Here is a 14,345-nt window from a genome sequence, read left to right on the forward strand (position 1 = left end):
TCAGAGACCTGTCGCCGGGAAGGCCCCGAGTGATGTCTCTGGGGCCGGAGCAAGGCCCTCACAATCTCCGCGCCAACCCATGGCGCACGTACCAGACCGATTCGGCGCGGGCGGCGGCGTCCTGGGCCAGCCAGCCGGCCAGGTCGCGCAGGCGTCGGTCCGCCGGGTCCATGGGCACGATGCCGCGGCCCATCTCGGGCAGGATCAGCACAACCTCCCCCCTCGCCTCGCGCTCGGCGTCCCTCAGCGCGTCGAGCGCCACGACCAGCCGCGCGCGCAGCCGGTCGTCATCGGGCTCCGTGACCAGCGCGCTTTCCAGCCAGCGCGTCCAGCCGGTCAGCACCCGCACCGTGCCCGGGCGCAGGTCATGTTCGCGGCCGTCGAGCCCCAGCTCGTCGATCCGAGTCCAGCCGGCGTCGGGGAAACGCGCCGCTATGAGATCGCGCTTGCCGGCGCAGGCACCGCCGATGAAGAGCTGCATGACCAGCCGTCCTCCTCGAGTGTGAACGTGAAACGCCGCCCCTGGGCCTGGCCGACCACGCCGTCCCAGAAATCCGCCGCCTCCAGGCGCCGGCGCAGCTCGCGAATGGCACCGCCGTGGCTGACCGCCAGCACCCGGCGATGGCCCGCCGCCCGCGCCTCGGCCATCACCTCCTCGAGCCAGGCCGAGAGCCGCACCCACAGATCGTCGGCGGACTCGCCACCGGGCGTGGCCAGCCGGCCCTGGCTGTCGACCCAGGCGCGATAGTCGGGATCGTCCTTGAGCTCGGCCCAGGTCCGCCCCTCGTAGTCGCCGAAGGCCAGCTCGCGCAGACGGGCATCGAGGCGCGGCGCAGGGTCGGCTCGCCCTTCGAGCACATGGGCCAGGGTCTGGCGGCAGCGGGTCAGGTCGCTGCAGTGCACGGCATCGAAGGCGACGTCGGCCAAGGCCTCGCGCAGCCGGTCGAGGTCCGGCTCGGCGTCCGGCAGCAGCAGCGGGATATCGCGATGGCCCTGATAGCGGCGCTCACGGTTCCAGCTCGTCAGGCCATGACGCACGACGACGACGTCCACACGGTGCTCTTCATCTCTCATCGACGCTCTCCCTCTTCACAGGCCCGGCTCGTCGGGCCATGACGCACAACGACGACGTCCACACAGCGCTCTTCATCTCTCATCGACGCTCTCCCTCTTCACAGACCCGGCTCGTCAGGCCATGACGAACGACCACCAGCTCCAGGCGATCAGCAGCAGCCATAGTTCTCCTCCCTCGATGGCGGCGCCGACGATGTCGCCGTTGATGCCGCCGAAGGCCCGGCGCACCGCCCGGCCGTAGATGATGACGAAGCCCGCGATTCCGGCAAGCAGCCAGCCCAGACCGGGCACGAAGACGAGACACGCCAGCGCCGGCAGCGCGGCCAGCATCAGGTCGCGCCGGCCGAGGCTCTGCTGCCAGGCGTGGGCCAGGCCCTCGGCGCGGGCGGCGGGCTGGCTCACCAGCAGGCCGACCGCGGCCAGCCGCCCCAGCGCCACCACCGGCACCAGCCACCAAGGGCTCGCCCCGGCCGCCAGCAGCGCCCACAGCAGTGCCGCCTTCCAGGCCAGCTGGAAGACCAGCGCCAGCATGCCGAAGCTGCCGACCTGCGGGTCCTTCATGATCGCCCAGCGCTTCTCAAGCGGGGCATTGCTGCCGAGCGCGTCGGCCAGGTCCATCAGGCCGTCGAGGTGCAGCCCGCCGGTCAGCGCCACCCACAGGCTGAGCAGCGAAAGCGCCAGCAGCGGCAGGGGCAGCAGGCCCTCGAGCAGCGTGCCGACGACGGCCACGATCGCCCCCACCAGCGCGCCAACCAGCGGATAGGCCCGCGCCGCCCAGCGCCGGGTGGCCGGCGTCCAGGGGCAGGACAGCGTCACCGGCAGCCGGGTCAGGAACTGGATGGCCAAGAGCGCGCCGAAGCCCGCGTCCTTCATGAATCGTCTCCTTTCCAGTCGATGGCGCGGCCGGCTACCACCTCGATCACGCGGTCCGACGCCGCGGCCAGGTCGCGATGCAGGGCCTGCAGGAAGGCCAGGTAGCGCCACACCAGGGCATCGCGGGGCGCCAGCTCCTCGTTGAGGTCGTTGGAGACCACCACCAGGGCGAGGTCGCGGCGGCGGGCCTCGTCGAGCCCCGCCGATAGCATCGCCCGCCCCTCGGCCTCAGAGAGATCGGCCTCGAACATCACCCGGCTGGCCCACAGGGTCAGGCAGTCGAGCAGCACCGTGCTGCCCGGGGGCATCGCGGCGAGCGCCTCGCCGAAGGCCAGCGGCGGCTCCAGGGTCAGCCAGCCGTCGCCGCGCTCGCGGCGGTGGCGGGCGATGCGGGCGGCCATCTCGTCGTCGCCGGGCCGGGCGGTGGCGAGATAGTAACGTGCGCCGCCGCGGGCCGACTGCCACTCGCCGACCAGCGCCTCGGCCACACCGCTCTTGCCGGAGCGGGCCCCGCCGGAGACGAAGGCGATCATGGCCGCCGCCATGCCGCCAGGGCCTCCAGCAGCCGGGCATTGTCGTCGCGGCCGCGCAGCGCCAGGCGCAGCCAGGCGCCGTCGAGCCCGGGGAAACCGTGGGTGTGGCGGGCCAGCAGCCCGCGCTCGAGCAGGAAGGCGAACAGCGCCCCCGCGTCCTCGGCGTCGTCTCCGCCGCGCAGCAGCAGGAAGTTGGCGTCGGTCTCCGGCACCGTGTAGCCCAGCGCCCGCACGCGCGCGGGAAGGTCGCCCTCGGCGGCGAGCCAGGCCCGGGTGCGGGCCAGATAGTCACGGTCGGCGAGCAGTGGCGCCGCCAGCCCCAGGGCCAGGGCATTGACGCTCCATGGCATCTGCAGCTCGGCCAGCCGCACGACGGCCTCGGGGGCACCGAGCAGGTAGCCGAGCCGGAGCCCTGGCACGTCGAACAGCTTGGTCAGCGAGCGCAGCAGCAGCAGGTGGCTCGAGCGCTCGAGCAGCGGCGTCAGCCGCTCCTCGGCCTCGGTGAAGTCGACGAAGGCCTCGTCCACCACCAGGGTGGTGCCGGTCTCGTCGGCCCGGGCCAGCAGCCGCTCGACGTCGGCGCGGGGGATCAGGGTGCCGCTGGGGTTGTTGGGTCGGCACAGGAAGGCGATCTCGACGCCGGCCAGGGCGGCCTCGGCGGCGTCGAGATCGAGCCGGAACTCGGGCATCGCCAGTCCCAGCCGCTCGACGGAAAGACCGTGCCGACGGCAGGCCAGGGCGTACTCGCAGAAGGTCGGCTCGATCACCAGCGCCCGGCCGCCGGCATGCCGCGCGGCGGCGAGATGGATCGCCTCGATGCCGCCGTTGGTGACCAGCACCCGCGCCGGCGCCACGCCGTCGTGGGCGGCGATGGCCCGGCGCGCCCGATCGTCGTCCGGGTCCGGATAGCGGGCCAGCGACGCGGCGCTGCCCGGCGACTCACTCATCCGATCGCTCAGCCAGTCGCCGAGCCAGGGCGGCGGCCCCAGCGGATTGAGGTTGGCGCTGAAGTCGATCACCGGGTGATCGGCGGGCAGGCCATGGCGCGCCAGCAGCGGCGCGATGCGCCCGCCGTGGGCCGGCCAGCCCGGCGCGTTTTCCGTTCTGACCGGTGCCGTCATGCCAGCCACTCCCGCAGCAGCACCAGCGGCGCCAGCAGCGCCAGCACGCCCAGCCAGCCGCCGTGCATGTGGCGGATGGCACGCTCGATATGGGAAACCTTCAGCGGCGCCAGCGCCGGGCCGAGGACGGCGCGATGCGAGGGCCGACCCTCGTAGTGGTTGAGCCCGCCGAGCTGCACGCCCAGCAGGTGCGCCACCATGGCCTCGGGCCAGCCGGCGTTGGGGCTCGGGTGCCGCGGCGCCTCGCGGCGGGTGGCGGCCATGGCCCCCTGCGTGCGGCCGCCGACGACGAGCCGCGCGGCCAGCCACATGGCCAGGGCCGTGAGCCGCGCCGGCACCCAGTTGACGGCGTCGTCCAGACGCGCCGAGGCGCGGCCGAAGTCCTCATAGCGCGGGCTGCGATAGCCGACCATGGAATCCAGCGTGTTGACCGCCTTGTAGGCCAGCGCCAGGGGCGCGCCGCCGATCAGCGCCCAGCACAGCGGGGCGGTGATGCCGTCCACGGTGTTCTCGGCCACGGTCTCCACCGCACCGCGGGAAAGCCCCGCCTCGTCCAGCGTGTCGGTATCGCGGCCGACAATGCCGCCCAGCGCGCGGCGCGCCGCCGGCAGGTCGCCCTGCCCGAGCGGCTCGGCCACCGCCCGGGCCGCCTGGGCGAGCCCGCGGGTGGCGAAGGCCGTGGCCAGCAGCACGAGCTCGGCGGCGAGCGACAGCGCCGGCGACCACCAGGCCAGCACCGTCAGCAGGCCCCACGCCAGCGCCCAGGTGCCGCCGACCACCACCGCCGCCAGCCATAGGCCCCGCCGACGGCGGGCCTCGGCGGGGCCATGGTTCCAGGCACGCTCGAGCCTGGCGATCGCCCGGCCGATGCCCACCACCGGATGCGGCAGCCAGGCCGGGTCGCCCAGCACGAGGTCGATGGTCAGCGCCGCAGCGACCAGCGCCAGCAGCTCCCAGGACAGCGGGTCCAGCGTCATGCTCGGGGCCTCTCGCCTTTTCCTTCACGATCGTTTTCTTCTTCACGATCGTTGTGCTCGCTGCGGTCGTCGACGCCGGCGCCGTCGAAGGTGGCCATCTCGGCGAGCATCGCCGTGGCCGCCTCGAGCAGCGGGAAGGCCAGGGCCGCGCCGCTGCCCTCCCCCAGGCGCAGCTCCATGGCCAGCAGCGGCTCGGCGTCGAGCGCCGCCAGGGCATGGGCATGGCCGGGCTCGTGGGAGCGATGGCCGAAGATCAGGTAGGGGCGCAGCGCCGGGTCGAGCCGGCAGGCGGTCAGCGCGGCCACGGTGGCGATGAAGCCGTCGACGAGGATCGGCAGGCGCCTCGCCGCCGCTTCCCGGTAGGCCCCGACCATGGCGGCGATCTCGAGCCCGCCGAGCTTCGCCAGCACGTCCAGCGGATCGGCGGGATCGGCCGCACGCGCGGCAAGCGCGGCCTCGATCACCGCCCGCTTGTGGGCCAGCGCCTCGCCGGCCACGCCGGTGCCGGGGCCGACCAGTTCGGCGACGGGGACCCCGGTCAGCGCCGCCAGCATGGCGCTGCTGGCGGTGGTGTTGGCGATGCCCATCTCGCCGGCGATCAGGCAGCGGCAACCCGCCTCAGCGGCCCGCTCGGCGGCGCGCCGGCCGGCGGCGATGGCGGACAGCGCCTCGTCTCGGCGCATGGCGTCCTCGCGGGCCAGATTGCCGGTGCCTGGGCGGATGCGCTCCCGGACCACGCCCTCGGCGGGCAGCGCATTGGCCACGCCCACGTCGACCACCTCGAGCCTCGCGCCGATGCGCCGCGCGAAGGCGTTGATGGCCGCGCCGCCGGCGACGAAATTGGCCACCATCTGGGCGGTCACGGCCTGGGGGAAGGCCGAGACGTCCTCCGCCGCCACGCCGTGGTCGGCGGCGAACACCACCACCCCGGGCGGGCCGACGCGGGGGAAGTCCTCGCCGGTGATCGCCGCCAGGCTCACCGCCAGGGCCTCGAGACGCCCCAGGCTACCCGGTGGCTTGGTCAGGGTGTCGAGATAGCACGCGACGCGCCCGGCACGGGCGGTGTCGGGCGCGGGAATGGGCGGCATGGCGTCGGTCACGGGGCGTCTCCGGGCGTCCTTGGCGAGGCGCCCATCCTACCAGAGGCCCCGGCAAGGCGGAGGCCCATCGGCCGCCGCCCGCTCGGCCGGCCACCCGCGCCCCGGCGCGAGCTTCCCCTAGAGGTGCCCGGGATTGCGCAGCTTGCGCTCTTCGGCGGGCGGCGGCATCCACTCGTAGAGCCAGGTCTCGGTCAGAGGTTGATCGCCGCGCTTCAGGTAGAGCCGCAGGGTGATGGGCTCGGTGCCATCGTCGGGGGGCACCACGTCGAACCTGGCGCGGTAGCCATCGATGGCGTCCAGCGGGCGGGCCGAGGCGATCTCGACGCGTCCATCGGAGGCATCGATGACGGGTTCGACCTCGGCATCCTCGCCCAGCGGCAGCGGCCCGCCCGCGAAGTCGACCACGAAGCGCCGGCTGTAATAGTCGCGACGCTGGCCGACCACGCCGCCGAGTCCGGTGCGGGTCGCCACGCAGCGCGCCAGCGACGGCCGGGCGGGCGAGGTGTCGCACCAGCTGAGCCGATAGCCGAACAGCAGCTCCTCGCCGGGCTCGGCGGGCCTGGCCGGGTTCCAGAAGGCGACGATGTTGTCGAAGGTCTCGTCGAGGGTGGGCAGCTCGACCAGCTGTATCGCCCCCTCGCCCCAGTCGCCCTTCGGCTCGATCCAGACGCCGGGCCGCCGGTCGTAGAAGACGCCGTCGTCCTGGTAATGGTCGAAGTCGCGATCCCGCTGCAGCAGCCCGAAGCCGCGCGGCGAGCGGTCGCCGAAGGCGTTGAAGCGCAGCCGGTCGGGGTTGGCGAGCGGTCGCCATAGCCATTCGCCATTACCCGAATGGATCGACAGGCCATCGGAGTCGTGGATCTCCGGCCGCCAGTCCCAGTCGGCGCCGCGATCGTTCTCGCCGACCATGTACATGCTGGTCAGCGGCGCCACCCCGAGCCGCTCGATGGTGCGTCGCGGATAGAGGGCGGCATCGATGTCCATGACCACGCCCTCGTCCTCGGTGATCACGAAGCGGTAGGCGCCGGTGACGCTGGCCGATTCGAGCAGCGCATGGACGATGACCCGCGCCTCGCCGCCCTCGGGGCGCTCCAGCCAGAAGCGGGTGAAGTCGGGAAACTCCTCCTCGCCGGTGGCGGTGGCCGTGTCGATGGCCAGGCCGCGGGCCGACATGCCGTACTGCAGGGAGTCGCTCACCGCCCGGAAGTAGCTGGCCCCCAGGAAGGCGGCGACATCGCGCTGCCAGTCGTCACGATGGTGGAGCCGGAACCCGGCGTAGCCGAGATCCTCGGGCAGGCGCTCCGATGCGATGCCCGACTCGCCGAAATCGAAGCGCTCGGCGGCATAGGCGAGCTCATGGGCCCGGCCCTGGACGACCTCGTAGATGCGCACCGGCGTCCGGTAATGGAGCCCCAGATGGAACAGCTGGGCGCGGAACTCCGTTCCCGGGTCCCCGGCCCACAGCGCCCGCTCGGGCCGATAGCGGATCGCCTGGTAGGCGTCCCAGTCGAGACCCCGGATCGGCGCGGGCAGCTCGATGGCATGTTCGCGCGGCGGCCGCGCGGATAGCTCCCGGGCCAGCCCCTTGAGCCAGGCATAGTCGAAGGGCTCGCCGTCACCGCTCGGCCGAGCCTCCCGCGTCGTCGCCAGCACGCCGCCCATCGGCAGCAGGCCGCTGCCGCCGAGCGCGCCGGTGAGTTTGAGGAAATCGCGTCGCTTCATAACCGGTTCCTTGTCGGATGGCGTCCATCAGGGCCCGGGGATCGCCCGAGGCACCTTCGCCTCCGTGTGGAACGCCGCCACCCCGCCCGAGTTCCCCGGCCAACGCTTTATCGGGATGACGGCAGACGCCCATGCCGTAACGGGCTACGCCACAGGAGCCCGACATGGCGACGCTTCCCCACCGCCGACGCTCCCTGGCCGCTGCGCGGCAGCCACCCGTCATCGCGCGATACCCCTCGCGGGGGAGCGTGGCTCGAGGTCGAAGCATGAGCCCGCGAACCGAGCCGACGCAGCCGGCCGACGGGGCGTGTAGATAGCCACGCGGTCCGGCACGTACAATGCGCCCTCCACTTTGGTCGAAGCCCCTTGCCGTGCCGGCCCAAGTCTCTCATTCATGTTCCTCCCGCGAGATACTCCGCCGTGCTCTCTACCGCCAACATCACCATGCAGTTTGGCCCCAAGCCGCTGTTCGAAAACGTTTCCGTCAAATTCGGCCAGGGCCACCGCTACGGCCTGATCGGGGCCAACGGCTGTGGCAAGTCGACCCTGATGAAGATCCTCGGGGGCGACCTCGAACCGACCAGCGGCCAGGTGATGAAGGAGGCCACCACCCGCCTGGGCAAGTTGCGCCAGGACCAGTTCGCCTTCGAGGACGAGCGTGTCATCGATACGGTGATCATGGGCAACGAAGAACTCTGGCGCGTCGCCGCGGAGCGCGAGCGCATCTACTCGCAGGCCGAAATGAGTGAAGAGGATGGCATGGCGGTCGCCGATCTCGAGGTGCGTTTCGCCGAACTCGATGGCTATACCGCCGAGGCCCGTGCCGGCGAGCTGCTGCTGGGCCTGGGCATTCCCCTCGAGCAGCACGACCAGCCGATGAGCGTTGTCGCGCCAGGCTGGAAGCTCCGCGTGCTGCTGGCCCAGGCGCTGTTCAGCGACCCCGACGTGCTGCTGCTCGATGAGCCGACCAACCACCTCGACATCAACACGATTCGCTGGCTGGAGGACATCCTCAAGGCACGCTCGTCGACCATGATCATCATCTCCCACGATCGTCACTTCCTGAACAGTGTCTGCACGCACATGGCGGACCTGGACTACGGCGAGCTGCAGTTGTTTCCGGGCAACTACGACGAGTACATGACCGCCGCCACCCAGGCGCGCGAGCGCCTGCATGCCGAAAATGCCAAGAAGAAGGCGGAAATCGCCGAGCTGCAGCAATTCGTCAGCCGCTTCTCGGCCAATGCCTCCAAGGCCAAGCAGGCCACGTCGCGGCAGCGCAAGATCGACAAGATCCAGCTCGAGGAGATCAAGCCCTCCTCGCGCGTCAGCCCCTTCATTCGCTTCGAGCAGAACAAGAAGATCCATCGCCAGGCGCTCTCGGTGGAAGATCTCTCCAAAGCCTGGGGCGATAACGTCCTGTTCGAGCGACTCGGCCTGCGCGTCGAGGCCGGCGAACGGATCGCCATCATCGGCCCCAACGGCATCGGCAAGACCACCCTGCTCAACTGCCTGGTGGGCAGCATGACGCCGGATGCCGGCGAAGCCAGATGGACCGATGCCGCCGACGTCGGTTACTTCGCGCAGGACCACGCGGCGGATTTCGAGGGCGGCGAGACGCTCTTCGAATGGATGCAGCAATGGACGACCGGCGGTGAGCAGACCGTGCGCGGCGCTCTGGGCCGGATGCTGTTCTCCAATGACGACATCGGCAAGTCGGTGAAGGTCATCTCGGGTGGCGAACAGGGGCGCATGCTGTTCGGCAAGCTCATCCTGCAACAGCCCAATGTGCTGATCATGGATGAGCCCACGAACCACCTGGACATGGAGTCCATCGAAGCGCTCAATCTGGCGCTGGAACACTATGCCGGCACGTTGATCTTTGTCAGTCACGACCGGGAATTCGTCGGCTCGCTGGCCACGCGCATCATCGAGATGAAAGACGACGGCATCGTCGATTTCAGTGGCAGTTATGACGATTACCTGCGCAGCCAGGGTGTTCCCGGATAAGTCTTCCCTCGCGCCGTCGGGATGGGGGGCGCCCGCCGCCCCCCCGCCTCATCGACACAGCCCTTCCACGACTCGCCCCTGGCGTCGCCTGCGCGACGGCAAGGGCGTCGCTCACCAACATCGAAGCGATCGGCGGCCTAGCCGCCCCCGGCCAACGCTTTGTCGTGATGACGGGATCCCCTTATACTGTATATAAATACAGATAAGGAGCCCGGCATGGCGACGCCTCCCCGACACGCCCTGGTCCGCAAGGGCCGCGGCGCCACCTTCGATCCCGACAATCGCTTCGCGCCGACGCGGGTCGAGGCCGTGGACGACGGCTGGTGGCAGGATGCCGTGCCCGAGCGGCTGGCCACCGAGGTCGCCGAGGAGCGGTCGCGCAGCGCCCTGGCCTGGAACCGTTCGCCGGACCTGCCCTTCGATCGCTCGCTTAACCCCTATCGGGGCTGCGAGCATGGCTGTATCTACTGCTATGCCCGCCCCAGCCACGCCTACTGGGACCTCTCCCCCGGGCTCGACTTCGAGACACGGCTGATCGCCCGCCAGGGCCTGGTCGAGCGACTCGAGGAAGAACTGGCTCATCCCGGCTATGTGTGTCGCCCGATCAACCTGGCCGGCAACACCGATGCCTACCAGCCCCTCGAGGCCGAACGAGGCACCACGAGGCGCCTGCTGGAGAGCCTGCTCGCCTGCCGCCACCCGGTCACCCTGGTGACCAAGGGGGCGCTGATCCTGCGCGACCTGGATCTGCTGGGCGAGCTGGCCCGCCACCGCCTGGTCAGGGTGCTGGTCAGCCTGACCAGCCTGGACACCGACCTGAAGCGCAGCCTGGAGCCGCGCGCCGCCTCACCGGCGACGCGTCTGAGGATGATCGACCGGCTGGCCGAGGCCGGCGTGCCGGTAGGCACCCTGATCTCGCCGGTGATTCCGGGGCTGACCGATCACGAGCTGGAAAGGCTGATGGGCGCCGCCAGAGACGCCGGCGCCATGGATGCGCGCTGGATGCTGCTGCGCCTGCCCCGAGAGGTGGCGCCGCTGTTCGAGGACTGGCTGGCCCAGCACTACCCCGAGCGCGCGGCCAAGGTGATGAGCCTGATCCGCCAGTGCCGCGGCGGGCGCGACTACGACGCCCGCTTCGGCCACCGCATGCGCGGCCAGGGCGTGTTCGCCGACCTGCTGGACCAGCGCTTCCGCCAGGCCCACCGGCGGCTTGATTTCCCCGGCCTGCCGTCCCTGGACTGCGCGTCCTTCCGGCCGCCGCGGCGCCAGGGCGAGCTGTTCGAGTAGCGCCAGTCGCCTTCACTCATGCATCCCCCCGGTAAAGCGATCTCTGCTCACCCGGCCGGGCACGGGCGACCGGATCAGCCCCTGGACCTTCCCGGCAGTGGACAGGGCGGCAGCCGATGTTCCAGCAGACGGGCGGCGTGCAGCACGTTCAGGTCCCGGAAGCGGGGCCCCACCAGGTGCAGGCCCACCGGCAGGCCCTGGTCATCCAGGCCGCAGGGCAAGGAAGCGGCGGGCTGCTGGGTGAGGTTGAAGGGGTAGCTGAAGGGCGTCCAGTCCATCCAGTCCCGGTAAGGTCCCTCCGGCGGCACATTGTGGCCCGCCTCGAAGGGTGCCAGCGGCAGGGTCGGAGTCACCAGCAGGTCGTATCGCTCGTGGAAGGCCTGCATGCGCGCGACGAGGCGCTCTCGCTCTCGCTGGGCGGCGAGATAGTCGCGCATCGAGATGTCCTGGCCTCGCCGGGCGATATCCAGAAAACCAGGATCCAGGGCCGCCCGCTGCGCCTCATCCAGCCGCTCCAGCGCCTGGCTCGCACCGGCGAACCACAGGGTGTCGAAGATCCTCCGGGGGTCCTCGAAGCCGGGATGCACCTCCTCCACGGTGGCGCCCAGCTCCCGCAACAGCCCGACGGCGCTTCGCACTCGAGCGGCGATATCCGGGGCGACGTTCACATAGCCCAGGTCCGGGCTGTAGGCGATTCGCCACCCCTTCAGGGAGGTCGGGGGCGGCGTCAGCCAGTCCTCGGTCCGAGGATTGCCCAGGTAGCCGTCGCGGGCGTCCGGCCTTGCCATGACGCTCAGCATCAGGGCACTGTCGGCCGCGGTGCGGGTCATCGGTCCAAGGTGGGAAAGGGTGCCCATGGCGCTGGCCGGCCACTGGGGCACCCAGCCGAAGGTGGGCTTGATGCCGAAGGTACCGGTAAAGCCGCAGGGAATACGGATCGAGCCGCCGGCATCGCTGCCCTGGTGCAGCAGGCCCAGGTTCAGGGCCGCCGCCGCCGCCGCGCCGCCCGAGGAACCCCCAGGCGTCAGGCGCGTGTCCCAGGGATTGCGCGTGATGCCGTGCAGGGGATTATCGGTGACCCCCTTCCAGCCGAATTCCGGGGACGTCGTCTTGCCGAGAACCACCGCACCGGCCTCCTTCAGGTGGCGACTGACCGGCGCATCGGTGTCCCAGGGCCCCTGTGGCGAGGTGGTGGTCGAGCCCAGTCGCGTCGGCATGCCTACCGTCAGGGTCAGGTCCTTGATGGTCGTCGGAACGCCATCGAGGGCGCCACAGGGGCGGCCGGCGTGCCAGCGGGCCTCGGCGTCACGAGCGGCGGCCAGGGCCCGCTCGCCATCCACATGGGCGAAGGCGTTCACCGCCGGGTTGTCGCGCTCGATGCGTGCCAGGCAATCTTCTGTCAGCTCGACGGGCGAGAGGGCGCCACGCCGAAACAACGCCAGGGCCTCGCTGGCGCTCAGCTCGGCAAGCTCGGTGGGTGAGTCGTTGGTCGTCATGGGCATGTCACTCCTCCTCGCTCGAGACAACGACCGCCTGTTCCAGCATGGCATGCAGCAGGACGTTACAGCCGTCATGCAGGTCCTCCGGGGTGGCGTTCTCGCTCTCGTTGTGGCTGATGCCGTTCTCGCAGGGCACGAAGATCATCCCGGCTGGAGCGACACGCCCCAGGAAGATGGCGTCGTGGCCGGCGCCGCTGACGACCTCCAGGTGCGAGCAGCCGAGCGCCTCGGCGGCATGGCGCACCGCCTCGACGCAGCCATCGGCGAAACGCTCGGGGGCGAAATCGGCGGTCGGCGTGAGCTCGGCGTCCAGGCCATGGCGCTGACTCGTCTCGTTCACCACTCGGCGCAGTTCGTCGGCCATGCGCGCCAGCGTTCCGGGGTCGAGGTGACGCAGGTCGATGGTCATTCGGACCTCGCCGGGAATGACGTTGCGCGAGCCGGGATGCAGCTGCAGCGAGCCGACGGTGCCGCGGCCATGGGGCTGGTGGGCATTGGCGATGCGGTTGACGGCCTGGGTGATCTCGGCGGCGCCCAGCATGGCATCGCGGCGCAGGTCCATGGGCGTGGGGCCGGCATGAGCCTCCTGGCCGGTGAGCCTGAGGTCGAACCATTTCTGCCCCAGGGCCCCGATCACCACGCCCACGGTGTTGCCGGTATCCTCGAGGATCGGCCCCTGCTCGATATGCGCCTCGAAGAAGGCCTTGATGGCCCCGTGGTCCACGCGGTCGTCCCCGCGGTAGCCGATGGCTCCCAGGGCCTCATCGACGCGGACGCCATCGTCATCGACCTGGGCCAACATCTCGTCCAGCGCCAGCTGGCCGGTGAACGCCCCCGACCCCATCATGCAGGGCGGGAACCGGCAGCCCTCCTCGTTGGTCCAGGCGACCACCTCGACCGGCGCCTCGGTCTGGACGCCATGGCGGTTGAGGGTACGAATGACCTCGAGCCCGGCCAGCACTCCATAGCAGCCATCGAACTTGCCGCCGGTGGGCTGCGTGTCGATGTGGCTGCCGGTCATCACCACCGGGCTATTCGGGTCCCGCCCCGGACGCCGGGCGAAGATGTTGCCGATGGCATCGACACGAATGCTCAAGCCCTCGTCCCGGCACCAGCGAATGAACAGGTCGCGGGCCTGGCGATCCAGCTCGGTGAGGGCCTGGCGATTGACGCCCCCCTTGGGGGTCGCCCCCAGGCTGGCGAGCTCCATCAAGGCCTGCCAAAGGCCTTCGCGATCGGTGCGCAGTGTCGCAACGGAGTCGAGTTGGGCGATAGTCATGCATGTTCCTCGTTGTCATTGTGATGGGCAATCGGAGCGCGGCCTCAGCGCCCCGGATCGACGAGCCGCAGCAGGGGCGAGGCATCGGCCGCCGTGGTGAGAGCGTCCTGGGAAATCAGCATCTGGTCGGCCACTTCCGCCTCCAGGGCCGACATGTGGAACTCGGCATCGCGCATGTGCTCGTCCATCAGCCGCCGCACCCGCTCGACGTCCTCGGCACGGAAGGCCTCGACCAGCTCCCGGTGATAGCGGTGATTGGCCTCATCGAACTGCTTGCGCTCGGGCAAGTAGGCCTTCTTGACCACCACCAGATCGCGCAGCATGTCGTTGAGGAAGCGGCACATGAAGGCCAGCAGCGGGTTGGGACAGGCTCGGGCCAACAGGTTGTGGAACTCCAGTTCGAGGAATCGCTGGCGTCGCTGATCCTCTTCGCCCAGCTGATGGCATTCGCACGCCGTCATGTTGTCCTCCAGGCGGGTCAGCGCTTCCTCGTTCAACCGGCCGACGACGGAGACCGCCATCTCCACCTCCAGCAAGCGGCGCAGCTGATAGACCTGATGGCCATCCAGCGACCGGAAATGCAGGAAGTTACGCAGCATGCGACTGGCCGGCTCCATGCTCGGCGTGCGCAGGATCGCGCCGCCACCTGGCCCGGTCTTGAGGGCGATCAGGCCTTCCACCTCGAGGATCTTGAGAGCCTCGCGCACGGTTCCCTTGGCGCATCCATAGAGTTCCATCAGGGTCTTCTCGTTGGGCAGGCGGTCGCCCTCTGTCAGTCCCTCGGTGGCGATCCAGCGCTTGATATCATCGCTGATCAGCTCGGCCAGCTTCTGGCGACGACGCGGGGATGGCGTCTGACTCATGCAAGAT

At 70.4% G+C, this 14,345-nt stretch carries 13 protein-coding genes; 2 read left to right on the plus strand and 11 right to left on the minus strand.

What is annotated here, in order from left to right:
- Positions 1-58: 58 nt before the first annotated feature.
- The 8 genes from UYS_RS0202115 to UYS_RS0202150 all read right to left on the minus strand — a co-directional run bounded on the left by UYS_RS0202115 (position 59) and on the right by UYS_RS0202150 (position 7,400).
- Entirely contained in the window at positions 59-481 is a 423-nt protein-coding gene (locus UYS_RS0202115; protein WP_016853839.1) for a bifunctional adenosylcobinamide kinase/adenosylcobinamide-phosphate guanylyltransferase, read from the minus strand.
- A complete protein-coding gene (locus UYS_RS0202120; protein ID WP_016853840.1) occupies positions 433-1,074 on the minus strand; it encodes a histidine phosphatase family protein in 642 nt (213 codons plus the stop codon). Before UYS_RS0202120 ends, UYS_RS0202115 begins: the two co-directional genes overlap by 49 nt.
- Positions 1,075-1,188: 114 nt before the next feature.
- The gene (gene cobS / locus UYS_RS0202125) at positions 1,189-1,947 is read right to left on the minus strand and encodes an adenosylcobinamide-GDP ribazoletransferase (protein WP_016853841.1); all 759 of its coding nucleotides are present in this window, start codon (positions 1,945-1,947) and stop codon (positions 1,189-1,191) included.
- Entirely contained in the window at positions 1,944-2,480 is a 537-nt protein-coding gene (locus tag UYS_RS0202130; protein ID WP_026068285.1) for a bifunctional adenosylcobinamide kinase/adenosylcobinamide-phosphate guanylyltransferase, read from the minus strand. Before UYS_RS0202130 ends, cobS begins: the two co-directional genes overlap by 4 nt.
- A complete protein-coding gene (gene cobD / locus UYS_RS0202135) occupies positions 2,477-3,601 on the minus strand; it encodes a threonine-phosphate decarboxylase CobD (protein ID WP_016853843.1) in 1,125 nt (374 codons plus the stop codon). The genes UYS_RS0202130 and cobD overlap by 4 nt, the downstream gene beginning before the upstream one ends.
- The gene (gene cbiB / locus UYS_RS0202140) at positions 3,598-4,578 is read right to left on the minus strand and encodes an adenosylcobinamide-phosphate synthase CbiB (RefSeq protein ID WP_016853844.1); all 981 of its coding nucleotides are present in this window, start codon (positions 4,576-4,578) and stop codon (positions 3,598-3,600) included. The genes cobD and cbiB overlap by 4 nt, the downstream gene beginning before the upstream one ends.
- Positions 4,575-5,666 carry a nicotinate-nucleotide--dimethylbenzimidazole phosphoribosyltransferase gene (gene cobT / locus UYS_RS0202145; RefSeq protein ID WP_040477870.1) on the minus strand — a complete coding sequence of 364 codons (1,092 nt, stop codon included), beginning with the start codon at positions 5,664-5,666 and terminating at the stop codon, positions 4,575-4,577. The genes cbiB and cobT overlap by 4 nt, the downstream gene beginning before the upstream one ends.
- A gap of 129 nt (positions 5,667-5,795) precedes the next feature.
- The gene (locus tag UYS_RS0202150; protein WP_016853846.1) at positions 5,796-7,400 is read right to left on the minus strand and encodes an OpgD/OpgG family glucan biosynthesis protein; all 1,605 of its coding nucleotides are present in this window, start codon (positions 7,398-7,400) and stop codon (positions 5,796-5,798) included.
- Positions 7,401-7,820: 420 nt separating this feature from the next.
- Between UYS_RS0202150 and UYS_RS0202155 the strand changes: the two genes are divergently transcribed.
- Positions 7,821-9,410 (plus strand): ABC-F family ATPase, encoded by a 1,590-nt coding sequence (locus UYS_RS0202155; protein WP_016853847.1) that lies wholly within the window; start codon positions 7,821-7,823, stop codon positions 9,408-9,410.
- 216 nt (positions 9,411-9,626) lie between these two features.
- On the plus strand, positions 9,627-10,697 hold the full coding sequence (locus tag UYS_RS0202160; RefSeq protein WP_016853848.1) for a PA0069 family radical SAM protein: 1,071 nt from the start codon (positions 9,627-9,629) through the stop codon (positions 10,695-10,697).
- A 74-nt stretch (positions 10,698-10,771) separates the two neighbouring features.
- Here UYS_RS0202160 and UYS_RS0202165 read toward each other — a convergent pair whose 3' ends face one another.
- Genes UYS_RS0202165 through UYS_RS0202175 form a run of 3 tightly spaced genes read right to left on the minus strand, consistent with a single transcriptional unit; the run spans position 10,772 to position 14,338 of the window.
- Complete coding sequence (locus UYS_RS0202165; protein ID WP_016853849.1) at positions 10,772-12,199, minus strand: amidase; 1,428 nt, start codon at positions 12,197-12,199, stop codon at positions 10,772-10,774.
- Between the two features lies 1 nt (position 12,200).
- Positions 12,201-13,475 carry a Zn-dependent hydrolase gene (locus tag UYS_RS0202170; protein WP_016853850.1) on the minus strand — a complete coding sequence of 425 codons (1,275 nt, stop codon included), beginning with the start codon at positions 13,473-13,475 and terminating at the stop codon, positions 12,201-12,203.
- 44 nt (positions 13,476-13,519) lie between these two features.
- Entirely contained in the window at positions 13,520-14,338 is an 819-nt protein-coding gene (locus UYS_RS0202175; protein ID WP_016853851.1) for a FadR/GntR family transcriptional regulator, read from the minus strand.
- Positions 14,339-14,345: the final 7 nt, after the last annotated feature.

The sequence above is a fragment of the Halomonas smyrnensis AAD6 genome (assembly GCF_000265245.1).
Lineage (GTDB): Bacteria > Pseudomonadota > Gammaproteobacteria > Pseudomonadales > Halomonadaceae > Halomonas > Halomonas smyrnensis.

Coding starts and splice junctions, on each gene's coding strand:
- UYS_RS0202115 (WP_016853839.1), bottom strand. CDS start 481: ATGCAGCTCTTCATCGGCGGTGCCTGCGCCGGCAAGCGCGATCTCATA.
- cobT (WP_040477870.1), bottom strand. CDS start 5,666: ATGCCGCCCATTCCCGCGCCCGACACCGCCCGTGCCGGGCGCGTCGCG.
- UYS_RS0202170 (WP_016853850.1), bottom strand. CDS start 13,475: ATGACTATCGCCCAACTCGACTCCGTTGCGACACTGCGCACCGATCGC.
- UYS_RS0202120 (WP_016853840.1), bottom strand. CDS start 1,074: ATGAGAGATGAAGAGCACCGTGTGGACGTCGTCGTCGTGCGTCATGGC.
- UYS_RS0202160 (WP_016853848.1), top strand. CDS start 9,627: ATGGCGACGCCTCCCCGACACGCCCTGGTCCGCAAGGGCCGCGGCGCC.
- cobD (WP_016853843.1), bottom strand. CDS start 3,601: ATGACGGCACCGGTCAGAACGGAAAACGCGCCGGGCTGGCCGGCCCAC.
- cobS (WP_016853841.1), bottom strand. CDS start 1,947: ATGAAGGACGCGGGCTTCGGCGCGCTCTTGGCCATCCAGTTCCTGACC.
- UYS_RS0202130 (WP_026068285.1), bottom strand. CDS start 2,480: ATGATCGCCTTCGTCTCCGGCGGGGCCCGCTCCGGCAAGAGCGGTGTG.
- UYS_RS0202150 (WP_016853846.1), bottom strand. CDS start 7,400: ATGAAGCGACGCGATTTCCTCAAACTCACCGGCGCGCTCGGCGGCAGC.
- UYS_RS0202165 (WP_016853849.1), bottom strand. CDS start 12,199: ATGCCCATGACGACCAACGACTCACCCACCGAGCTTGCCGAGCTGAGC.
- cbiB (WP_016853844.1), bottom strand. CDS start 4,578: ATGACGCTGGACCCGCTGTCCTGGGAGCTGCTGGCGCTGGTCGCTGCG.
- UYS_RS0202175 (WP_016853851.1), bottom strand. CDS start 14,338: ATGAGTCAGACGCCATCCCCGCGTCGTCGCCAGAAGCTGGCCGAGCTG.